This is a genomic window from Gilliamella sp. X-23 (genome assembly GCF_057063545.1).
The window spans coordinates 198,102-221,031 of record NZ_JBXSQG010000002.1; the positions used below are offsets into that span (position 1 = coordinate 198,102).

The 22,930-nt window shown below is 36.7% G+C and carries 17 protein-coding genes; 7 read left to right on the top strand and 10 right to left on the bottom strand.

Translation table 11 applies throughout. The annotated features are described in order from the left end of the window. Positions 1 to 393: 393 nt before the first annotated feature. The 5 genes from ACYH9I_RS02570 to aspS form a co-directional block, all read right to left on the bottom strand. Positions 394 to 1,458, bottom strand: a complete 1,065-nt coding sequence (locus tag ACYH9I_RS02570; RefSeq protein ID WP_483558668.1) for an SEL1-like repeat protein — start codon at positions 1,456 to 1,458, stop codon at positions 394 to 396. 148 nt (positions 1,459 to 1,606) lie between these two features. Next, entirely contained in the window at positions 1,607 to 3,070 is a 1,464-nt protein-coding gene (gene ubiD / locus ACYH9I_RS02575; protein ID WP_483558670.1) for a 4-hydroxy-3-polyprenylbenzoate decarboxylase, read from the bottom strand. 89 nt (positions 3,071 to 3,159) lie between these two features. Then, positions 3,160 to 3,576 carry a hypothetical protein gene (locus ACYH9I_RS02580; RefSeq protein WP_483558671.1) on the bottom strand — a complete coding sequence of 139 codons (417 nt, stop codon included), beginning with the start codon at positions 3,574 to 3,576 and terminating at the stop codon, positions 3,160 to 3,162. Positions 3,577 to 3,590: 14 nt separating this feature from the next. Next, a complete protein-coding gene (nudB, locus tag ACYH9I_RS02585) occupies positions 3,591 to 4,040 on the bottom strand; it encodes a dihydroneopterin triphosphate diphosphatase (RefSeq protein ID WP_483558673.1) in 450 nt (149 codons plus the stop codon). A 9-nt stretch (positions 4,041 to 4,049) separates the two neighbouring features. Continuing rightward, on the bottom strand, positions 4,050 to 5,807 hold the full coding sequence (gene aspS / locus ACYH9I_RS02590; protein ID WP_483558675.1) for an aspartate--tRNA ligase: 1,758 nt from the start codon (positions 5,805 to 5,807) through the stop codon (positions 4,050 to 4,052). Between the two features lie 277 nt (positions 5,808 to 6,084). Between aspS and ACYH9I_RS02595 the strand changes: the two genes are divergently transcribed. The 5 genes from ACYH9I_RS02595 (at position 6,085) to dusC (ending at position 10,473) form a co-directional block, all read left to right on the top strand. Then, the gene (locus ACYH9I_RS02595; protein ID WP_483558676.1) at positions 6,085 to 6,876 is read left to right on the top strand and encodes a DUF3100 domain-containing protein; all 792 of its coding nucleotides are present in this window, start codon (positions 6,085 to 6,087) and stop codon (positions 6,874 to 6,876) included. Continuing rightward, positions 6,873 to 7,322 carry a hypothetical protein gene (locus tag ACYH9I_RS02600; RefSeq protein ID WP_483558677.1) on the top strand — a complete coding sequence of 150 codons (450 nt, stop codon included), beginning with the start codon at positions 6,873 to 6,875 and terminating at the stop codon, positions 7,320 to 7,322. The genes ACYH9I_RS02595 and ACYH9I_RS02600 overlap by 4 nt, the downstream gene beginning before the upstream one ends. Positions 7,323 to 7,342: 20 nt before the next feature. Continuing rightward, complete coding sequence (locus ACYH9I_RS02605) at positions 7,343 to 8,662, top strand: amidohydrolase (protein WP_483558679.1); 1,320 nt, start codon at positions 7,343 to 7,345, stop codon at positions 8,660 to 8,662. A gap of 78 nt (positions 8,663 to 8,740) precedes the next feature. Next, the gene (locus tag ACYH9I_RS02610; RefSeq protein WP_483558681.1) at positions 8,741 to 9,514 is read left to right on the top strand and encodes a molybdopterin-synthase adenylyltransferase MoeB; all 774 of its coding nucleotides are present in this window, start codon (positions 8,741 to 8,743) and stop codon (positions 9,512 to 9,514) included. Continuing rightward, the gene (gene dusC / locus ACYH9I_RS02615; RefSeq protein WP_483558683.1) at positions 9,511 to 10,473 is read left to right on the top strand and encodes a tRNA dihydrouridine(16) synthase DusC; all 963 of its coding nucleotides are present in this window, start codon (positions 9,511 to 9,513) and stop codon (positions 10,471 to 10,473) included. Before ACYH9I_RS02610 ends, dusC begins: the two co-directional genes overlap by 4 nt. Positions 10,474 to 10,820: 347 nt before the next feature. On the opposite strand, the gene ACYH9I_RS02620 is transcribed toward dusC, so the two are convergent. From ACYH9I_RS02620 to ACYH9I_RS02640, 5 genes are all read right to left on the bottom strand, one after another. Then, positions 10,821 to 12,497, bottom strand: a complete 1,677-nt coding sequence (locus ACYH9I_RS02620; protein WP_483558684.1) for a hypothetical protein — start codon at positions 12,495 to 12,497, stop codon at positions 10,821 to 10,823. Between the two features lie 535 nt (positions 12,498 to 13,032). Further along, entirely contained in the window at positions 13,033 to 14,571 is a 1,539-nt protein-coding gene (murJ, locus tag ACYH9I_RS02625) for a murein biosynthesis integral membrane protein MurJ (protein ID WP_483558685.1), read from the bottom strand. Positions 14,572 to 14,712: 141 nt separating this feature from the next. Further along, positions 14,713 to 16,068: a citrate synthase gene (locus ACYH9I_RS02630; RefSeq protein WP_091350729.1), complete on the bottom strand. Its 1,356-nt coding sequence runs from the start codon at positions 16,066 to 16,068 to the stop codon at positions 14,713 to 14,715. Between the two features lie 18 nt (positions 16,069 to 16,086). Then, positions 16,087 to 17,349: an NADP-dependent isocitrate dehydrogenase gene (gene icd / locus ACYH9I_RS02635; protein WP_483558687.1), complete on the bottom strand. Its 1,263-nt coding sequence runs from the start codon at positions 17,347 to 17,349 to the stop codon at positions 16,087 to 16,089. Between the two features lie 26 nt (positions 17,350 to 17,375). Then, positions 17,376 to 19,640: an aconitate hydratase gene (locus tag ACYH9I_RS02640; protein WP_483558689.1), complete on the bottom strand. Its 2,265-nt coding sequence runs from the start codon at positions 19,638 to 19,640 to the stop codon at positions 17,376 to 17,378. Positions 19,641 to 20,038: 398 nt separating this feature from the next. Between ACYH9I_RS02640 and ACYH9I_RS02645 the strand changes: the two genes are divergently transcribed. Together ACYH9I_RS02645 and pepT are read left to right on the top strand one after the other, a co-directional pair. Then, positions 20,039 to 21,598 carry an AbgT family transporter gene (locus tag ACYH9I_RS02645; RefSeq protein WP_483558691.1) on the top strand — a complete coding sequence of 520 codons (1,560 nt, stop codon included), beginning with the start codon at positions 20,039 to 20,041 and terminating at the stop codon, positions 21,596 to 21,598. A gap of 23 nt (positions 21,599 to 21,621) precedes the next feature. Continuing rightward, entirely contained in the window at positions 21,622 to 22,854 is a 1,233-nt protein-coding gene (gene pepT / locus ACYH9I_RS02650) for a peptidase T (protein WP_483558692.1), read from the top strand. Positions 22,855 to 22,930 lie beyond the last annotated feature (76 nt).

Sequence of the window (22,930 nt, forward strand, 5' to 3'; positions counted from 1 at the left end):
TATTGCTCAATGCCGAACAAACAACGATCTTATTTAAGATACAAAACGGTTAGGAAAGGTATTGATTTTATTAGAGTTTTTATTTTTAATAAAAATCATTTACTTATGTAATATGGGGCAAAAAAACAAGTTCTAATAATAGATGATATATCAAGAGAGAAACCCAAAAGAAGTGTATTTATAATAGGCCAAAAAGCACCGATATTTTTGCTACCAGACAGGTATGAATTGATAAAACAACTATCCAAAAATATCGCCATTATGACTAATCAAACACAGTGCATTATTATCAAAATAAACAAAAATGTATGTTAGACGATAGCATCCCAATAAAAAATACCCTCCGAATGATATCGAGGTTTGTCAATAATCTAAAAAACACAATGCTTTTTTTTATTTTTTAGGTAATAACTGTTCTAAATAAGCTTTAGCGTCTTGATCCCCTTGCTCGCTAGCTTTAGTAAACCAATAGATAGCCTGCTCTTGATCTTTATTAACAGCTTCACCTTCTAGATATTTAACGCCCAAATTATATTGAGCATCAACGCTGCCTTGCTCTGCAGCTTTTAGATACCATTCAACGGCTTTTTTCTCGTCTTTAGCAACACCACCGCCTACATCATACATCACGCCAATATTATATTGAGCATCAGCATTGCCGGCTTGTGCAGCTTTAGTAAACCAATAGGCTGCTTGTGTATTATCAGGTTTCGTTCCCGTTCCTGTTGCATACATAATGGCTAAATTATACATAGCTAGCACATGCCCTCGTTCTGCTGCTTGTGTATAAAAATAGCTAGCCGCCATATAATCTTGAGTCAAACCATCACCATTTTCTGACATTAGTCCTAAATAATATTGTGCTTCTGGAATATTATCTTTCGCAGCTTTGCTAAACCAGTCCGCCGCAGTCATGCGATCTTTGGGGACGCCATCACCAAAAAAATAGATCATCCCCAAGTTTAAATAAGCATCATAAATACCTTCATCACCAGCTTGTGTAAAGTAGTCAATTGCCGTTAATGTGTTTTTTTCTACACCCTCACCTTCTTGATACATTAAAGCTAAATTATATTTAGCTAATGCATAATTTTGATCAGATGCTAATTTAAAATATTTAACAGCTTCGTTTAAATCACGCTTGGTTCCCAATCCGCTTTGATACATAAACGCTAAATTATTTTGTGCTTTGGCAAGTCCTTGTTCTGCTGCTTTTTTATACCAAAAAAAAGCACGAACATCACTAGCTTCAACACCCAATCCTTTTTTATAAAAACCACCTAATGAGTACTGAGCTTCTGCGTTTCCTTTTTCTGCAGACAAGCGTAAAGACGGGAGCAGTGACTCTGACTCTTTAAGCATCAATTGCGTATCGTCAGATTGAGTCTTATAATTTGTAGCCATTGCACCATAAGAAATAGATAATAATAGTACTAATAAGATTCGATTTTTTTTCATATTTTTTAATTATAGTGACATTAATAATAATTATACATAAATGTAGCCAAAGGGAATAGTGTTTGTTTAATACCTATTCAGTTTGAAATTATATTTTTTATATCAAGCTGTATAAATTTATTTTCCCTTTAATAAACAATATATTAGTCTATAAACCAAGTTCATCCCAAATTTCATCAATCCGAGCAACAACTTTAGAATCTTTCTTGATAATTTTTCCCCATTCACGATTGGTTTCACCCGGCCATTTATTGGTCGCATCCAACCCCATTTTAGAGCCCAGTCCAGAAACCGGTGAGGCAAAATCTAAATAGTCGATAGGTGTATTATCAATAAAAGTAGTATCACGCTGAGGATCCATGCGTGTTGAAATAGCCCACATAACATCTTTCCAGTCACGGGCATTAATATCATCATCACAGACAATCACAAATTTTGTATACATAAATTGCCTTAGATAAGACCAAACCCCCATCATAATGCGTTTAGCATGACCTGGATATTGTTTTTTAATTGTCACAATCGCAATACGATATGAACATCCTTCGGGAGGTAAATAAAAATCGACAATTTCAGGAAATTGTTTTTGTAAAATCGGTATAAAGACCTCATTCAACGCAAGTCCCATTACCGCAGGTTCATCTGGCGGCCTACCAGTATAGGTTGAATGATAAATCGCATCTTTACGACGAGTTAAATGTGTCACAGTAAATACGGAAAATTGCTCAACTTCATTATAATAGCCAGTGTGATCGCCATACGGACCTTCTGACGCTAATTCATTAGGATCGATATAACCTTCAAGCACAATTTCTGCACTAGCAGGAACGTCTAAATCGTTTGATAATGATTTCACCACTTCGGTTCGACTACCGCGTAATAATCCAGAAAAAGCATATTCGGATAAAGTGTCTGGCACGGGTGTCACTGCAGCTAAAATGGTTGCAGGATCAGCACCAATCACAACGCTAACAGGGAATTTTTGGTTAGGATTTTCTTGTTGCCACTCGGCAAAATCAAGCGCCCCGCCACGATGTGAAAGCCAGCGCATAATTAATTTATTTTTACCTAAAAGCTGCAAGCGATAAATACCTAAATTTTGCCGATCTTTATAAGGACCTTTAGTAATAGTCAGTCCCCAAGATAACAGCGGTGCTACATCATCGGGCCAGCAATGCATAATAGGTAATCGCGTCAAATCCACTTCATCATCCTTAAAAATCACCTCTTGGCAGGGAGCTGATGAACGATGTTTGACAGGCATATTAAACACTTGTTTATATTTAGGTAATATATTAAAAAATTGCCGTATGCCTTTGGGTGGTTCGGGTTCACGCAAAAATGCCAATAACTCACCGATTTCACGCAAAGCTGAAGTATCTTCACGCCCCATGCCCATTGCAACACGTTTGGCGGTACCAAACAGATTACATAAAACAGGCATATCATAACCAATCGGGTTTTCAAATAATAAGGCAGGACCTTCGCTGCGTAATACGCGATCAGCAATTTCGGTCATTTCAAGATAAGGATTAACAGGAAAAGTAATTCGTTTTAATTCGCCTTGCTGCTCAAGATAATCTAAAAAATCTCTAAAATTTGAAAAATGCATGTATTATTACTCCCTGTTACTGACTCATCTTGAGTTAACCAAATCTAAAAGTCTTTTAATCCTTGATGAAAAACTATCATGCAATTGAATTAATCAGCATCAAAGTTTTCACTGTAAATAGGTACTTGCTTATTTTGATTACACGCAACAATTTTAGGTAATAGGGTTTCAAACTGTTTTTTGTCAATTTCAATAAATTCATCCTGATCAACTTGATAAAATAAATATTGTTCAGATTCATCATCGAATCGGAACGAGGCTAGCCAGTCATTGCGATCATCACTATTTTCATTAGCAAATATCTGAATAATGCTATTTTCACGCTTTTCGGGTTGGTCATGCAATTTATAATCAATGATCTTTTCAGCGATTTTAGCGTCATATTCATCAAAAATAACATAATCACTTTGATTGGGTTGGCACTTTTTTATACTTATTTCAGCATGACTGATTGGTACAAAAAAACATAAACAGGAAAACACAAGAGCAGATAGACTCAATTTCATTTTCGACCTCTTAATTAAGATTTAATCAAACTATGAATTTTACCAATAGCCTCACTGTTATTTGGCGATAAAGTAAGACTGGCAGCCTCATCAATCGTTAGCCATTGATAAGCTAAATGTTCAGTAAGCACAGGTGTTACCTCATTAAGAAGAGGCAGATAAAACCAATGTTCTTTATTTATCTTAACTTCTGGCGCATATCTATGTCTAAATTGAGGAAAAATCTCAAACTCAACGGTATGCTTTGCATCAATTAACTCAAGATGTTGCCCTATAATATCAATGCCTGTTTCTTCAAAAACTTCACGAATCGCAGTATCTAATGGCGATTCATTAGCTTCCATGCTACCTGTAACTGATTGCCAAAAACAAGGATCGTCTTTACGCTGCAACATAAGGCAGCGATTTGTTGTCTGGCAGAAAATCACCACTAGAACAGATTCAGGATTTTTGAATTTTTGCATCAAATATCGCTATTTTTTACTTACTTCAATACCCAGTTCAGTTAATGCCGCCGCGTTAGCTGGGCTTGGAGCATCGGTTAATAAACATGCGGCAGCGGTTGTTTTAGGAAATGCTATTACATCGCGAATATTATCGGTTCCACTTAATAACATGCTTAATCTATCTAATCCAAATGCTAATCCTGCATGTGGTGGTGTGCCATATTTTAATGCATCAAGTAAAAAGCCAAATTTTTCACGTTGATCATGCTCATCAATACCTAAAATTGAAAAAACCGCTTGCTGCATTTCACTACGATGAATACGAACCGATCCGCCACCAACTTCATAACCATTTATAACCATATCATAAGCATTCGCAACAGCATTTTCTGGATTTTTGATAAGTTCTTCTGGTGTATAGTCTTTTGGTGACGTAAATGGATGATGCATTGCACTTAGTCCTTCGTCGGTTTCTTCAAACATAGGGAAATCAACAACCCAAAGTACTGCCCATTTACTTTCATCAGTTAAGCCTAAATCCTTACCAACTTTTAAACGTAATGCGCCGAGTGCATCACTCACAACTTTATAACTATCAGCACCAAATAATAGAATATCGCCATCTTTAGCATTGGCTCGATTAAGTAGGGCTTCCATTTGTGATTCATTAAAGAATTTTGCTATAGGACTTTGTACGCCTTCTAGCCCTTTATGACGTTCATTAACCTTAATCCATGCCATACCTTTAGCACCATAAACCGAAATGAATTGTGTATATTCATCTAACTGCTTGCGAGTTAATTGAGTGCCATTTGGTACACAAAGTAAAGCTACGCGACCTTTAGGATCATTGGCTGGAGTTGAAAACACTTTAAAATCAACATCTTTAACAATATCAGCCACATCAATAATTTCGAGCGGATTTCGTAAATCGGGTTTATCGCTACCAAAACGACGCATCGCCTCAGCAAAAGTCATGATAGGGAACTTGCCTAAATCGACATTCTTAACATGCAACCAAAGTTCACGAATCATTTGTTCCATAACCTCACGCACTTGTTCGGCTGTCATAAATGAAGTTTCAACATCGATTTGAGTAAATTCAGGTTGACGATCGGCTCTCAAATCTTCATCTCGAAAACATTTTACAATTTGATAATAGCGATCAAATCCTGACATCATCAGCAATTGCTTAAATAACTGTGGCGATTGTGGAAGGGCATAAAATTCACCTTTATGAATTCGGCTTGGTACTAAATAGTCTCGAGCCCCTTCAGGTGTTGCTTTGGTTAACATTGGGGTTTCAATATCTAAAAAACCATGCTCGTTCATAAATGAACGAACAAACACAGTAATTTTGGCTCGAGTTTTAAAAATCGTTGCCATTTCAGGGCGACGTAAATCAATATAACGATATTTTAAACGCTGTTCTTCACTATTGTTTTGATTGAAATCAAGAGGTAAAACATCGCTACGGTTAAATATAGTCAGTTCAGTGGCCAAAATTTCAACCTCGCCAGTTGCCATCTCTTTGTTGATTTGACCTTCAGGTCGAGCTCTCACTTTCCCTTTGATCTGAATACAAAATTCATTACGTAACTCACCAGCAAGTTGATACGCTTGTTGATAATCAGGGTCGAAAAACACCTGAACAATGCCTTCACGATCGCGCATATCAATAAAAATCATACCGCCTAAATCTCGACGTTTATTGACCCATCCACACAATGTTACTTCTTGATTAATATGAGATGCCGTTAACTGACCGCAATAAATTGAACGCATAAAATATCCTGTTTAAGTATCAATCTTTAAAAATAGCGTTTATTATAAAACAAATAAACCCCTTATAAAGGTATTTATTGAGATTTCTTCTTTAATTGTTTAAATATTTTGTGTTGTCATTACCATATTGTTTACTAACGCGTAATTGATGGAACTTGTTTGTTGACGTAAGTAAATTAGGTTGTGTATATTAAATGCGCAATGATAATTGTTGATTATAATTTTAGTGACCATAACTAATTTTATTAACAATAAAATATTCTATGAGGCCATAAGGATGGAAATTTTAAAAGACTACAGAGTGCATGCTCTTGCACTAGCCGTTGTTTTAGTATGTGAGTTCATCGGTAAACAATCGATCTGGACTATCTCAGTATACCCGATGTTATACGCCATGATTATTGGCGGAATAATTAGCCTGCCCAAATTAAAAATATTAAAACTAAAAAATATGAATCATGCTAGTGCTATCATGATAGTCACTTTAATGCTGCTTGTTGCCAAGCTTGGCGTTTCGGTTGGTCCTAAAATTGATATGATTCTAAAAGATGCGAAGTTAGCCTTAATTTTTCAAGAGTTGGGGCATTTTGCCGGCACGATTTTATTAGGTTTACCACTGGCAATGATATTAGGCATGAAACGTGAAGCGGTGGGCGCAACGTATTCAGTTGCTCGCGAACCCAATATCGCGATCGTTGCCGATAAATATGGATTAGATTCTGCTGAAGGTCGAGGCGTTATGGCGATGTATGTTTGTGGCACACTTTATGGTGCTATTTGGATGAGCATACTTGCTAGTGTAATGGCAAAATTAGATATCCTTCATCCTTATGCGTTAGCGATGGGAGCTGGAGTCGGAAGTGGTAGTATGATGGCGGCATCACTTGCACCAATCAGTGACCTTTATCCTGAAATGGCTAGCGAAATCAAAGCCTATGCAACAACCGCAAACCTAATGTCGAGTATTGTTGGAATTTATATTTATACGCTATTTTCATTACCTTTTGCCTCTTTCTTATATAATCTTTTTGCCCGCTTACGACGTAACAAAGAAGGAACGCTATCATGAAATGCCTAGAAACAATATTTTTACTGATCTTAGTTGCCATTATTATGGCTGCCGGCAATACTGTAGGTTACAAAATTGATTTTATGCTGTCACTACAAGCATTATCAATCTTAGTTGCTATATCAATAGCCGGCTATTTTGTTGGTAAAATTCCACTATTAAACAAATTTCCAGTTATTTTATGGGTATCAGTCGTAGCCGCAGTGGCTTCATCACCAATCTTTCCTTATCACGAACAAGTTGTTTCAATGACTGATCAGGTTTCTTTATTGGCTGTTTGTACCCCAGTACTTGCTTATGCAGGACTAGCTATTGGCAAAGATTTAGCATTATTTAAAAGTATCTCTTGGCGAATCATCCCTGTTTCGTTAGCCGTGTTTTCAGGTACCTTTATTTTTGCAGCAATCATTGCACAAATCACCTTGCATTGGGAAGGTGTCATCTAATTTGAATTAGGATTTAACGTATGACAAAAGAAGAACTTAAAAAAAAGGTTTGTAACGCAATAGCAAACCGAAAAGCTGACATCAAAGCGATTGCTCAGTCAATTTGGGCAGAACCAGAACTTGGTTATAAAGAACACAAAACCGCTAAAAAAGTCGAAGAAACCTTTGAAAAATTAGGTGTACCATTTAAAAATAAATTGGCTATAACTGGCGTAAAAGGTCGCTTAAAAGGCGGAAAAGGTAGTCAGTACAGCATTGCTGTTATTGGTGAACTTGATGCCATTATTTGTGCAGATCACCCTGCTGCTGACGAAACATCTGGCGCTGCGCACTGTTGTGGGCATAATGCGCAAATTGCCAATATGATGGCAGTCACGATGGGATTAATTGATGCAGGGGCTATGCAATTTTTAGCGGGCGATGTCGTACCTTTTGCGGTGCCTGCTGAAGAATATGTTGAAATCACTTATCGAAATCGCTTAATTGAAGAAGGTAAAATCAAATATATTGGTGGCAAACCAGAACTAATTTCGCGGGGTGAATTTGACGATGTTGATATGGCACTACAAATACACTTAACTAGCGTACCCAATGACCGCCAAGATGGTTTTATCGAAATATCAACCACCAGTAATGGTTTTATCGGTAAACTGATTAAATATAAAGGCGAAGCGTCACACGCGGCGGCTGCACCACATGCGGGTGTCAATGCTTTAAATGCAGCAATGATGGGAATGATGGGGGTGCATGCTATTCGCGAAACATTTCAAGAAAAAGACTATATTAGATTCCACCCGATTATTACCCAAGGTGGTGATTTAGTTAATGTGATTCCAAGCGATGTAAGAATGGAAAGCTATGTACGAGCAGGCAATGTGCCCGCCATGATTGATGCCAATGAACGAATTAATCAAGCACTAAAAGCAGGCGCTATGGCAGTTGGTGCCACCTGTGAAATTAAGGACTTGCCTGGCTATCTACCATTAAATAACAACTCAACGCTTAACGAGCTTTTAAAACGTAATGCCGAAGAGTTAATTGGTGAAGAAAATGTTTCAGTTGCCCCTCATATGACAGGAAGCACGGATACTGGCGATCTATCCCATATTATGCCTGTTAGCCACCCATGGATTGGTTCGGTTCGAGGTGTTTTACATGGTAAAGATTATACCGTATTTGATGAAGATATGGCTTACATCCGTCCTGCGCAAATGATGGCCTGTACAATTATCGATTTACTTTATGACGACGCAAAACCAGCACAAACACTGATGTCAGAATATAAACCACTCATGACCAAAGAAGAATATTTAACATTCCTGTCTGGCTTTGACAAATAATCTTAATGGCTTGGCACATTGTTGTGCCAAGTTTCTGTTATAATGCTTCTTCATAATTAACCACAATAAACACCCACTATGCAAGAACTGACTGATCAAGAACTGTTTCGTTATGATAGACAAATCACATTGCGTGGTTTTGATATTGATAAACAACAAATATTAAAAAACAGTTCAGCACTGATCATCGGTTTAGGTGGACTCGGCTGTGCGGCATCGCTCTATTTGGCAGCATCAGGTTTAGGTAAATTAACGTTAGTTGATTTTGATACCATATCAAAATCCAACTTAAATCGACAAATCTTATATACCGAAAGAGCTATCAATCAATACAAAGTCGAGGTTGCAAAAAAAGCCTTAACCAATATCAATGCCAATACGTTAATTGAAACAGTGCATCAGCAACTTGACGATGACAAGCTCATTGCGCTTATCAAACAGCATAATATTGTCATCGACTGTACTGATAACTTAGTGACACGAGAGCAAATTAACCGTTGTTGTTTTCATGTAAAAAAACCACTAGTTTCTGGAGCAGCAATCCGTATGGAGGGATTATTAAGCGTATTTACTTATCAGCCTGATGAACCTTGTTATCACTGTTTGAGCCGCTTATTTGGTCAAGATCAACTCACTTGTGTTGAAGCGGGTGTCATGGCACCACTTGTTGGCATGTTTGGCACCATGCAAGCCTTAGAAGCCATCAAAGTGCTAACCCAATATGGAAAACCATTAATTGGTCGTGTATTAATGATTGATACAATGACAATGGAATTTAACCAAGTTAAATTTACCAAACAACTTAACTGTCGCATTTGTGGAAATAGTCATACTAATCAGGTTTCTCAATGAAAATTAATCGCATTATTTTAGCGCCCATGGAGGGTGTGCTTGATTATCAAGTCAGACAACTTTTAACTTCAATTAACCAATTTGATTATTGTGTGACTGAATTTATTAGAGTAACCCATCATAAATTATCTAATCGAACCTTTTATCGCCTATGTCCTGAGCTTTACCATAACGGAAAAACTAAATCTGGCACGCCAGTTCGCGTGCAAATTCTTGGCCAGTCGCCAGAATGGATGGCGGAAAATGCAGTTAAAGCTATTGAATTAGGCTCTTATGGTATCGATATCAATTTTGGTTGCCCAGCCAAAACAGTCGTTGGCAGTCACGGAGGCGCTTATTTATTACAATATCCCAAGCAGATATTTAATATTGTTAGCCAAGTAAGACAAGCAATTGGGGCAACGCATAGATTATCAGTCAAAATTCGCTTAGGATGGGATAATAAATCACATTGTCACGACATCGCCAGCGCCATTGAACTTGCCGGTGCCAATGAAATTGCTATTCATGGCAGAACCAAAGAAGACGGCTATAAAGCCGAAAAAATAGATTGGCAAACAATAGGTCAAATCAAGCGACATCTAAACATACCCGTTATTGCTAATGGTGAAATTTTTTCTATTGAGGATGCAAAAAATTGCATAAACCAAAGCCAAACTAACGACATTATGCTAGGGCGTGGTATTTTAACGATTCCTAACTTAGCCAATATGATTCAAACTGAACAATCAGCATTCAGTTGGCAACAAGTGATGAAAATTTTAATCCACTATGCGACATCCTCCATTGATGACGTTAAACCGCTTTATCATTCTGCACGCATCAAACAGTGGCTTGCTTACTTAAAGCAGCACTATGCTCAAGCAGCAGAAGTTCTACAAAATATTCGAACACTCAAATCACAACAAGAGATCTGTGATTTTTTAGCGAATAATAGCCTAAATAAGCGCCTTAGGTAATAATAAAATAGCTAATTGGTGTTCATTTATTATAACGATGTAGAGGGATGGGGGTTCATAAAAATCGGTCAGGAAAGATATTGATTTTATTAAAGTTTTTGACAAGCTATTTCACCAAAAAACTTTAATAAATCAATACTTTTTTGTGATTATAATTGATTGGGTGCAGTGGTTTCGGACGTATTAGCTTTGTTGAACAAAATAAACTTCGAATTTAAACCACAACAACCGCACTCCCAATAAAGCGCCCCAACTACGCTAGGGCGCTGTTCTTTAATAAATTATCCTCTGTTTGCACCATCTCCCCCCCCTCCACGGCCTAAGGATTAAGGGCTAAGAAATAAAAGCTAAGGTGTGGTGCAATAAATGTGCTCGCGGTACGACCCATCTCTAATGCGGACATCACCGCCATAGACAACAAAGTAGACACCGCTATCTGTAGCGTCGCTTGTCCAGCTGGAGTCCCAGAAGCCTATAAAGTTGGAGCCCCCGTCAATGTAATAATGGCCTAAGTCGCCCCACTCCGTGAAAAATCCTGCGCCTATATAACGCGTGTTATACCATGTATTTGACGACGGCGTGGCACCATCTATGCCATCATAACATGGGAACCGATTATCTGAACCACACTTCGCGTTAGTTAACTCCTTGAGCTTTGGCGCACGATAACCCAAACGACCACACCAAGATATTTGGTTAGACCAATAATCCTGTTTAGTACCTCGATGGACAAACCACTGTCTCAACACAAATCCATACCTCACCTCATTCCCACTACTATCTCTACCCACCAACTCAAATGTCTGCGGCAAAGATGGCACGGTTAAAGGGCTAGGATTATCTGACTGCATTTGAGCATCACTTGCCTTAGGTCCCGTTAAGGTTACTCGCGTTACATAACTAGATCTATCATCATCCTCATAAATCCACGCATCCTCTTCCTCACCTTGTTTTGGCAGTCTCCAACTCACCGTAGCTGTTATCCCTCCACGCGAGACTGAAGGCCATGTCAACTGACTGGCATCAACCCCAGCTATGAGTAAATCAAAATACAAACCATCCCCCCCCATTGTTGGAAAATTAAGGCCGTAAGATGACGAACTTGTTGACTGAACTAAAAATCCCTTATTAGGAACCATGCTAGAGGGTTTGAAGACAGAACCATTAGTATTCGGCCTGACAAAACAAATACGAGTACCACCATACGGATTAATATAATACGTCACTGTTTGACTACTAAAATTTCTTGTATTAGGTAACCCGTACTTTGTTTGTAAACCTCCTCCTGTACTACTTAATGTCATCTTATAAGGAACCTTACAAATATCTAATGCTTCACTACGACTTACAGTATTATTATCCGCATCAGTAAAACTCACCGATACACTTCCCGTCGCAGTAACACCATTAGTACCCTGACCATCCCCATCGTCATCTCCCCAATTACCTTGAGTAATTAAGTCATTTAAACTGACTGTATTTACCGATAATGGCACCACCATGTGTATATCATTAAAAGTAGTTCCATTGACTAGCTTTATCGGATTTCTCGAACTTGATGTGTTAGTTGATGGCTTGAGGGTTCTACCATCCGGCAACTCAATAGCTAATAGATTATCCGTCGAAGTCACTTTAGTTAGTCCACCATCAAACGTTAAATACGGCGCGTCACCCTCAATTTTCCTTGATGTATGCGATGTTAATGCCTGAGAACCTTGCGTGTATGATAATAAAAGCAGTGGTGCAAAGAACAGCGAGAATTTAGTTGATTTAAATAAGTTATGTGATTTAGATAACCTAAATAAATTAGATAGGTTAGAGAAGAAAAATGAAAAAGGTAAAAAACTCAACCTCCACAAAAAAAACACCGATATATCCGACGACTTTACTAAACGTGATGATTTCGATAACTTCGGTGATAAAAATAAGAAAAGAGTCTGATTTTGACTATAGTGAAAATAAAAAAGATTTAGGGCGTAGGTTTGGCAAGCAAGATGCCAGATATGATAGTCATGGTAACGCATTTCGATTATCCAGTCAATTAAATTTATGTTTTTATTCAAATTTAAATAAAAACAGCTCAATTAATGAGCACTGCTTTATTTTAAAGTGCCTGAATCATATCCTGTTGATTAATAATGCGCTATTTTTTTTTGTTGAAAATTTGTAAAGTTTTATTAAATAGATAGCTCGTAGAAATAAATAATTATACTTTGTTGAATAAATGCAGCAATTATTGAAAATATTATCATCATAAAAATCAATAATATTACATTGATTTTATTAACAATATGAACATTAGCGTAATGAAGAACAAGCGACAACAGGCCAAAAAACCATAATGTATCTACAAATTTATTTTGATAGAAATAAATTGAAATATCAAAATCTAGTAACCGAAATACGTCTAAAAAAAAACAACTCAATAAAAAATAAACTACACCACCAATAATGGGGAGAGTAAAAAAAGACACTTTATTCATCTTATTTCCTTATTAATTTTACCTAAACGTTCCTGTTATCTAAAATTTTTAACAAAATTTTAATTATTGTTTGTTGTTAATCAATTCGTTTAATAAAGTGTTTGATCTTAAATCCCATAGCAATCAACGACGCAAAATAGACAACGATTCCAACAATTACCAATACAAACAATCTCCCAATACGAACCAACATTGAACCTGTTGACCAGTCAGGTAATAAGTGTGAACCAAACCATAATGCCGCAGACATTAAAATTACCGCTATGATGATTTTGATTAAAAATCCATACCAACCGGATTGCGGTTGATAAAGTTGTTTTTTACGTAATTGCCAATACAATAATCCAGCATTAAAGCAAGCGGCTAAACCAATGGATAGTGAAAGGCCTGCATGCTGTAATGGCCCAATAAAAACGAGATTCATTAGCTGTGTTAAAATTAAGGTGACAATTGCAATTTTGACGGGGGTTTTAATGTCCTGACGCGAATAAAATGCGGGTGCTAACACTTTAATTAAAATCAATCCAAGTAGACCGATAGAGTAAGCAACTAAAGCTCGCTGTGTCATCAATGTATCATTTAAGGTAAATTGACCATATTCAAATAAAGTTGATATAAGTGGGCGAGAAATAACGCCCAATGCAATCGTGCTTGGTAAGGCCAATAAAAAGCAGAGGCGTAATCCCCAATCTAACAACTCTGAATATTGTTTATGGTCGCCTTTAGAAAAGCTTTTGGCTAACGATGGCAATAATATGGTACCTAATGCCACACCAAGCACACCGGCAGGAAATTCCATTAATCGATCCGCATAATACATCCACGAAACCGAGCCAGAAACGAGAAATGATGCAAAAATTGTATTAATAATTAATGATATTTGTCCAACAGATACCCCTAAAATTGCCGGCCCCATCTGTTTTAAAACGCGCCAAACACCACTATCTTTAAGATTAATACGGGGCAATACTAGCATGCCAATCTTTTTTAAATAAGGTAGCTGATAGAATAATTGCAAAATCCCGCCAACTCCAACCGACACGGCAAGTGCTAATACGGAAGGGTTAAAGTAAGGTGTTAAAAATAGCGTGAATATAATCATACTCACATTGAGTAGTGTTGGCACAAAAGCGGGAACCGAGAAACGATTCCACGTGTTGAGTATAGCGCCAACAAGTGAAGCCAGTGATATAAAAAAGATATAAGGAAAGGTTATACGCAACATCGTCGTTGCAAGTTCAAATTTTTCGGTTGATTCTTGCATAAATCCTGGTGCAGTTAGCATAATGATAAAAGGTGCAGTGACAACCCCAATTAAGGTCACAATAGCTAATACTAGCGTTAATAATCCTGCAATATAAGCAACAAAGGTACGAGTTGCCTCAATACCTTGCTGATTTTTATATTCCGCTAAAATAGGCACAAAGGCTTGCGAAAAAGCACCTTCAGCAAAAATACGCCGTAGTAAATTAGGAAGTTTAAAGGCCACAAAAAAAGCATCGGTCGCCATGCCAGCGCCAAAAAAACGCGCAATAATAGCATCACGCACAAAACCTAATACGCGAGAAACCATCGTCATTGAACTTACAGTGGCTAAAGATTTTAAAAGATTCATATCCAATTTATATAAAAAGTATACAGCTGAAAACTGATAAGGAAGCATAGTCTACAAACTATTACTTTAAATCACCATGCTTTTTTCAAGAAATAATGGTTTTTATTGATGCCGCCAGCATAATACTGACGGATGATAAGTTTAACGATCTTTTAATGGAATAAACGGCATGAATTGACCAATATTTTTATAAGCAGGGCGAATAATTCGGCGATCATCAAAATTAAGCTCTTCAATTCGATGAGCACACCAACCAACAATACGTGACATTGCAAATAATGGCGTATAGACCTCTCGAGGCAAGCCAATCATGTCATAAACAAAGCCAGAATAGAAATCGACATTAGCGCAAACTTGTTTTTTTGTTCTGGCATTTTTTCGATTCAAAATAGCATGGATAGCGCGTTCTTCAAGCAAATTTAAAAAATTATACTCTTTTTCTCGCCCTTTTTCTTTGGCTAGTTCATACGCCATTTCTTTGAGCAACACAGCTCTTGGATCTGATACCGTATAAACCGCATGCCCAATACCATAAATTAGACCCTTTTTATCAAATACATCTTTATTTAAAATACGTTGTAAATAGGCATCAATTTCATTTACATCACTCCAATTTTTAATTTCTTTAGCTAGGTGCTTAAGCATTTTACCTACTTGTAAATTAGCACCACCGTGTAATGGACCTTTTAACGATCCAATACCTGCCGCAATTGATGAGTAAGTATCAGTGCCTGTAGAGCTAGTCACTCGTACCGTAAATGTTGAATTATTTCCGCCACCGTGTTCTGCATGGATAATCATTGCCAAATCCAGCACTCGCACATCAAGTTCTGTATATCCTTCAGATCCTTTCATCATATATAAAAAGTTTTCAGCAATGGAAAAATCCTCATTTGGGTGGCGGATATGTAATGATTTACCTTTAGCGCTGTGACTTAACATATTATAAGCATAGGCAATAATGGCAGGAAATTTTGCAATGAGATCTATGGATTGCCGCATTAAATTATCACGAGATGTATCATCAGCTTTAGAATCATAAGTATACATTTCAAGCACTGTTCTTGCTAAAATATTCATCACATCATGACCTTCAAGTTCCATGATAGCAATCTTAGTTTGCTTTTCCAGTGCCATTGATTCACAAAGTAATCGTGAAAAATCGTATAACTCTTCTTTATCGGGTAAAGAACCTGATAATAGTAGATAGATCGTTTCTTCAAATCCTGTTCGTTGCTCTTTTTGTGCATTATGTACAAGATCTTCAATATCAATGCCTCGATATAATAATTTTCCTGGAATAGGTTTTAATGAACCACCTTCTAAATGTTCATAACCTAGCACATCTCCAATTTTGGTTAAACCAACTAATACGCCAGTGTGATCAGCGTTACGTAACCCACGTTTTACATTAAAAGTTTCAAATAATTGTGATTCAATTTTACTAGTGTTTTTAATCGTTTCTGATAATTTATAAACTAAATACTTTTCTTTCATTTATTATTTCCTCTTTTGCTATAAATTATCGATTACTGCTTGAGTAAATTCAGTTGTAGATAACGATTGCCCATTTTTCATAAAACGAGCTAAATCGGCTGTTGCCTTACCTTCTTGAAATAAGCTTTGCATTGCATGGGTAATTAATTGTCCAACTTCATACCAACCAAGATAATCAAACATCATCACACCTGATAGCAATAATGATGATGGATTTGCTTGATTTTTTCCTGCAATATCAGGAGCTGTGCCATGTGTTGCTTCAAAAATAGCATGACCTGTCAGATAGTTAATATTCGCGCCAGGTGCAATACCAATGCCCCCGACCATCGCAGCAAGTTGATCTGAAACATAATCACCATTAAGGTTTAACGTTGCAACAACAGAATAATCTTCTGGTTTTAACAAAGTATTTTGTAAAAATGCATCACAAATCACATCTTTAATAATTAATTTTGACGAAGATTGAGCGTTCTTTAATGCTTGTTCTGCCGCTGATGTGCCAGCCGTTTTTTGGATTTTTGCATATTGATTCATAGTAAAAACAGCATCAGTAAATTCTTTCTCTGCTAGTGCATATCCCCACTGTTTAAATCCCCCCTCTGTAAACTTCATAATATTACCTTTATGTACTAGGGTAACAGAGGGTAATTTATGGTGAAGAGCATATTTAATTGCAGCTCTAATTAAACGTTCTGATCCTTCAATTGAAACAGGTTTGACACCAAATGACGAAGTTTTAGGAAAACGAACTTTACTAACGCCCATTTGTTGTGATAAAAATTGGTAAAATTTTTCAGCTTCCTGTGTGCCTTGTAGCCATTCAATACCAGCATAAATATCTTCAGTATTTTCTCGAAAAATAGTCATGCTTACTTTTTCGGGATGTTTTATTGGCGATTCCACCCCTTTGAACCAACGAACAGGACGCAAACATACATAAAGATCTAACTCTTGGCGAAGAGCAACATTGAGTGAACGAATCCCATCCCCCACAGGCGTAGTTAAAGGACCTTTGATACCAATAAGATATTGTTTAAAAGCATTCATAGTTTCTTCCGGTAACCATGCACCATTCAAGTTGAATGACTTTTCACCAGCAAGTACTTCTTGCCATTTAATGCTGCGTTTATTTTGATAAGCTTTTTCAATCGCTTTATCAAAAATTGTTCGAGCAGCATTCCAAATCTCTTTACCCACACCATCGCCTTCAATAAAAGGAATAGTTGGATGATTTGGGACAATTAATTGTCCATTTTCAATTGAAACTTGCTGATTCATATTGCATCTTCCCCCTCTTTTTTCAGTTAGTTAAATCCTTCCTTCAACTTATTTAAAGCACTACCTGCTTTAAACCATTCTATTTGAGATTGATTATAAGTGTGTGCAACAGCAAAAGAGTCCGTGCTTCCATCTTGATGATGAAGTATCATTGTCAGCTCTTTATCTGGTGCGAAATCTACTAACCCAATAATGCTAATTTTGTCATCCTCACGAATTTTGTCATAATCGTCTTTATTAACAAATGTTAAAGCTAACATTCCTTGTTTTTTAAGATTCGTTTCATGAATTCGTGCAAATGATTTAACCACAATGGCTTTAACATTTAAAAAGCGAGGCTCCATTGCGGCATGTTCCCGTGATGAGCCTTCACCATAATTTTCTTCAGCTACAACAATTGAGCCTAGTCCTTGAGCTTTTAACTGACGAGCTAATATGGGTACTTCAACATAATTACCTGTTTGCGGATCTAAAACTGAGTTGGTTTTTTGATTAAAGGCATTAACTGCACCAATTAACATATTATTAGAAATATTATCTAGATGTCCTCGAAATTTTAGCCATTTACCCGCCATTGAAATATGATCGGTAGTACATTTACCCGTTGCTTTAATGAGTAAGGGTTGTGAAGTAATGTCTTTTCCATCCCAAGGTAAAAAAGGTGAAAGTTGTTGTAGCCGCTCTGAGTGACTTGAAATATGAACTTCAACCGCACTGCCATTGGCAATGGGTGCTATATAACCAGCATCATCAACAACAAACCCTTGCTTAGGCAACTCATCCCCTACTGGTTCAGATAATTTCACTTTCTGGCCTTTATCATTGATTAAACTATCAGTGAGTGGATTAAAGCTGAGTTTACCTGCAATCGATAATGCAGTTACAATTTCAGGAGAGCATATAAATGCATAAGTATTTGGGCTACCATCATTACGTTTAACAAAGTTACGATTAAAAGATGTCACAATCGAATTTTTATGTTCATCAGCAACTTCATCACGGCGCCATTGCCCAATACAAGGTCCACAAGCATTAGCCATAATAGCTGCACCAGCTTGTTCAAAGCGACTTAAAATGCCATCTTTCTTTGAGGTGTATTTCACTTGTTTTGAGCCAGGGTTAATGATTAATTTTGCTTTTACCTTTAGTCCTAATTGATTTGCATTATCAATCACTGAAGCCGCACGCATCAAGTCCTGATAAGAAGAGTTAGTACATGAACCAATCAAGCCTACCTCCATGTTATCAGGGTAATTATGCTCTTTGATAGCAGTAGCAAGTTGTGAAATAGGATAAGCTAAATCAGGTGTAAAGGGCCCATTAACATAAGGCTCCAATTCAGATAGATTAATTTCTATTACTTGATCATAGTATGTTTCTGGTTGTACTAAAACAGCCTCATCAGGATTGAAACAGTCCGTTAACATATTTGCTAAATCAACCACTTTTTGGCGTCCTGTCATCGTTAAATAATCAGCCGACTTTTTACTATAAGGGAATATTGATGTTGTTGCTCCGACTTCTGCCCCCATATTACAGATAGTTGCTTTTCCTGTTGCTGATAAAGTTGAAGTCCCTTCACCAAAATATTCAATCACGGAATTGGTGCCGCCTTTAACCGTTAAAATTCCTGCTAGTTTTAAAATAATATCTTTTGGTGATACCCAACCTGATAGATTACCAATCAATTTTACGCCAATGATTTTTGGCATTTTCAATTCCCAAGGCATACCAGCCATAACATCAACAGCATCTGCACCACCAACCCCTATTGCGAGCATTGAAAGTCCACCAGCATTTGGCGTATGTGAATCAGTGCCAATCATCATACCTCCGGGGAATGCATAATTTTCAAGTACGACTTGATGAATAATACCTGCATCGGGCTTCCAAAACCCAATACCATATTTATTCGATACATCACGTAGAAATTGATAAACTTCTTGATTATTACTTTCTGCAACAATTAAATCATCATGAGCATTTTTATAGGCTTGAATAAGGTGATCACAATGCACTGTTGAGGGTACAGCAACGCTATTACGACCTGAATTCATTAGCTGTAAAAGCGCCATTTGGGCAGTTGCATCTTGCATAGCAACGCGATCGGGTGAAAAATTAACATAGTCCTCCCCCCGTTTATAAACCTTAATCTCTTCACCTTCGGCTAGATGTGCATAAAGGATTTTTTCCGTTAAGGTTAACGGTTTTCCAATTTTTTGGCGGATCAGCTCAATCTTTTGTGGATAACTTTGGTAAATTCGTTTAATTAAATCAATATCAAAAACCATAATTAAGCTCCCATTGCATATATTATCCTTTCAGATTTCACTTACAATTAAAATGAATGTTTATTCTATTTTTGTGAATTAATATTCATCACAATATACTAATAATTTTTTTTATGCAATCTTGTATTAAAATCTTTTATTAACCGCGTTTTTTGATAATTAATTAAAATTACGTAGAACAAGTACGATCGATAGTTTGATTTTTACACTATCAAAATATTAAATATTATGCACATCAAAGAAAATTCAAAATTGCGTGATCATATAAATAAAAATAATATAAAAAAGTTGCAAGTTAAGTGACAACCAGCACAAAACAATAGCTAAAAGCCATGTTTGCCTGCATGATCGATCTATGCTACATTGTTTTTACGAATAATATTTACACTAATTTTATTATGAATCAAACAACTAATCCGTCACCAATAAGAACGGGTGGCTTTCTAAATACTATTGAACGAATTGGCAACAAAATTCCCGATGTAACAACACTGTTTTTTTATGCCTTAATTATCTGTTTTGTAGCTTCTTTATTACTCTCTTTTGTAAACTTTAATTACATTAATCCTGTTACGCAAAATAAACTTGTTGTTGTCAATATGCTGGCTCCCGATCATTTGGTCACTTTTTTTACCAAGATGGTGCCTAATTTTGTCTCGTTCCCACCACTTGGCATTACTATTGTAGCAACATTAGGTATTGGTATTGCTGAAAGTAGTGGTTATATCCATGTACTACTTAAAAAATTATTGGCTATCACCCCTAAAAAATTAGTGACACCTTCAGTTATTTTTGTCAGTATGGTTTGCCATATTGCTGCTGATTCAGCTTATGTGATTTTAATGCCTGTATCAGCGATGATGTTTTATGCAATTGGACGTCATCCACTAGCGGGGATTGCAGCTTCATTTGCAGGCTTAGCTGGTGGGTTTAGCTCAAGTTATACGCCATCAATTATCGATCCAATTATGCAAGGCTTTACCCAAAGTGCTGCACAAATTATCGATCCCTCTTATCAAGTCAACGTGCTTTGTAACTACTTTTTGAGCTTTGGCGGTACCTTTTTTGTATTATTAGCTTGCTGGTTTGTTACCGATAAAATCGTCGAACCTCGTTTAAATGCAACCATGCCTTTAAATAATGATTTAAAGTTAGATAATATTACCAATTCGCCAGAAATCACACCGGTTGAGAACCGAGCATTTAAAGTCGCTTCAATTGTCTTTTTAGCGATTGCTATTGGTTTGGTTTTATTATTATTACCAGAAAACTCTTTATTACGTGCTCCTGATGGAAGTATGACAAGCAATAAAGCTCCAATTATGCAAATTATTGTGCCACTATTGTTTGTATTTTTTGCCATTCCGGGATTAATACACGGTTTTATAACCGGAGCATTTAAATCTTCGCGCGATATTGTAAAAGCGATGGAGAACATCACAAAATCTCTTATTCCATTTATTGTTTTTGCGTTCTTTTGTGCACAATTTTTATATGTCTTTTCTCATTCACAAATTGGAACATTAATTGCGATTGGTGGTGCTGAGTTTTTAAAAGCGCTACATCTGCCTTCAGTTGTCACAATCTTTGGAGTGATAATTCTAACGAGCATGTTAAATGTGTTAATTACCTCTGCATCATCTAAATGGGCCATATTAGCACCGATTTTTGTACCAATGCTTATGTCAGTTGGCATCTCACCAGAATTAACACAAGCGGCTTATCGTATCAGCTCGGCAGTTAATGTTAGTACACCAATGTTTGCTTTTTATCCTTTGATTATTGCTTATTGCCAGCAATACTGTAAAAACACCGGTGTAGGCACATTAAGTTCGATGATGATTCCTTATACCGCCGCACTACTTATTGCATTAACGGTAAACTTATTGCTCTTTTGGTTCTTAGGTCTACCAATTGGTTTTGACAGTGGCTATGTATATCCACCCGTAAATAATTAGTTACCATAAGGAGTCAAACTATAATGAATATTACCGAACAATTAGTTGAGCGTTTTTTACGTTATGTCAACGTTCCAAGTCAAAGTGCTCTTGGATGTGCGCATGTGCCCTCAACCCCAGGGCAAACAGAATTAGCCAAATTACTCAAACAAGAGTTGAGCGAACTTAATTTACAAGATGTTCACCTTGATGAGCATAGTATTGTAACGGCTAAACTACCAGGCAATAATCCAAATGCGCCCAAAATTGGTTATGTTGCCCATCTTGATACGGTCGATGTTGCCTTATCAGATAAAATCAAGCCACAGAGAGTGACCTTTACCGGTCAAGATATCCTGTTAAATAAAGATAAAAATATCTGGTTTAAAGTTGATGAACATCCTGAATTGAATAAGTATCTTAATGATGAATTGATTGTAACTGATGGCACAAGTGTACTTGGTGCTGATAATAAAGCCGCCATTGCCGTTGTGATGACAATGTTAGATCAATTACAACAACAAAATCTTACACATGGTGATATTTATGTGGCATTTGTACCTGATGAAGAAGTAGGCTTAAATGGTGCTAAGAAACTTGATTTAAATCGCTTCAAACCCGATTTTGCTTATACAATCGATTGTTGTGAACTAGGTGAAGTCGTTTATGAAACTTTCAATGCTGGCTCAGCAATCATTGAGATTACTGGTGTATCTGCTCATCCAATGTCGGCAAAAAATGTTTTAATCAATCCTATCCGTGTAGCTAATGATATTATTAACTGTTTTGATAGTTTCGAAACACCTGAACATACCGAAGGTAAAGAAGGTTATTTTTGGTTTAATGATATTGTTGGCAATCAAAGTACCACAACATTAAAAATGAGTATTCGTGACTTTGATTTAGCTAAATATGAAGCACGTAAAGCTTATATCCAAGAAGTGGTGAGCTTTATTAGCCGAAAATATCCAAGGGCTAAAATTGAGTGTAAAATTACCGATATTTATAGCAATATAGCTAACTATTTGGGTAATGATCGTCGCTGTATTGATTTGATTTATCAATCATTTGAGCACCTCAATATTCAGCCAAATACGATTGCTATGCGGGGGGGAACGGATGGTTCAGCACTTTCTGCTAGAGGTCTTACCACACCAAATTACTTTACTGGTGCACATAACTTTCATTCGTGCTTTGAGTTTTTACCATTATCATCATTTCTTAAATCTTTTGAAGTAACGATGAAAATTATCGAATTAGCCGCCAAAGCTAAGTAATATAAAAAAGGGGAGAATATCTCCCTTTTTCTTCCTTTTAAGCATACTAATAAATGTAGGGATTTATTCTGTTCAA

Bases quoted from the DNA above. Each gene is read 5' to 3' on its own strand.
- aspS (WP_483558675.1), bottom strand. From the start codon at position 5,807: ATGCGTTCAATTTATTGCGGTCAGTTAACGGCATCTCATATTAATCAA.
- murJ (WP_483558685.1), bottom strand. From the start codon at position 14,571: ATGAATCTTTTAAAATCTTTAGCCACTGTAAGTTCAATGACGATGGTT.
- ACYH9I_RS02600 (WP_483558677.1), top strand. From the start codon at position 6,873: ATGAAATGCCTAGAAACAATATTTTTACTGATCTTAGTTGCCATTATT.
- ACYH9I_RS02620 (WP_483558684.1), bottom strand. From the start codon at position 12,497: ATGCGTTACCATGACTATCATATCTGGCATCTTGCTTGCCAAACCTAC.
- dusC (WP_483558683.1), top strand. From the start codon at position 9,511: ATGAAAATTAATCGCATTATTTTAGCGCCCATGGAGGGTGTGCTTGAT.
- nudB (WP_483558673.1), bottom strand. From the start codon at position 4,040: ATGCAAAAATTCAAAAATCCTGAATCTGTTCTAGTGGTGATTTTCTGC.
- pepT (WP_483558692.1), top strand. From the start codon at position 21,622: ATGAATATTACCGAACAATTAGTTGAGCGTTTTTTACGTTATGTCAAC.
- ACYH9I_RS02630 (WP_091350729.1), bottom strand. From the start codon at position 16,068: ATGAAAGAAAAGTATTTAGTTTATAAATTATCAGAAACGATTAAAAAC.
- ACYH9I_RS02610 (WP_483558681.1), top strand. From the start codon at position 8,741: ATGCAAGAACTGACTGATCAAGAACTGTTTCGTTATGATAGACAAATC.
- ACYH9I_RS02645 (WP_483558691.1), top strand. From the start codon at position 20,039: ATGAATCAAACAACTAATCCGTCACCAATAAGAACGGGTGGCTTTCTA.
- ACYH9I_RS02580 (WP_483558671.1), bottom strand. From the start codon at position 3,576: ATGAAATTGAGTCTATCTGCTCTTGTGTTTTCCTGTTTATGTTTTTTT.
- ACYH9I_RS02605 (WP_483558679.1), top strand. From the start codon at position 7,343: ATGACAAAAGAAGAACTTAAAAAAAAGGTTTGTAACGCAATAGCAAAC.
- ubiD (WP_483558670.1), bottom strand. From the start codon at position 3,070: ATGCATTTTTCAAATTTTAGAGATTTTTTAGATTATCTTGAGCAGCAA.
- ACYH9I_RS02640 (WP_483558689.1), bottom strand. From the start codon at position 19,640: ATGGTTTTTGATATTGATTTAATTAAACGAATTTACCAAAGTTATCCA.
- ACYH9I_RS02595 (WP_483558676.1), top strand. From the start codon at position 6,085: ATGGAAATTTTAAAAGACTACAGAGTGCATGCTCTTGCACTAGCCGTT.
- ACYH9I_RS02570 (WP_483558668.1), bottom strand. From the start codon at position 1,458: ATGAAAAAAAATCGAATCTTATTAGTACTATTATTATCTATTTCTTAT.
- icd (WP_483558687.1), bottom strand. From the start codon at position 17,349: ATGAATCAGCAAGTTTCAATTGAAAATGGACAATTAATTGTCCCAAAT.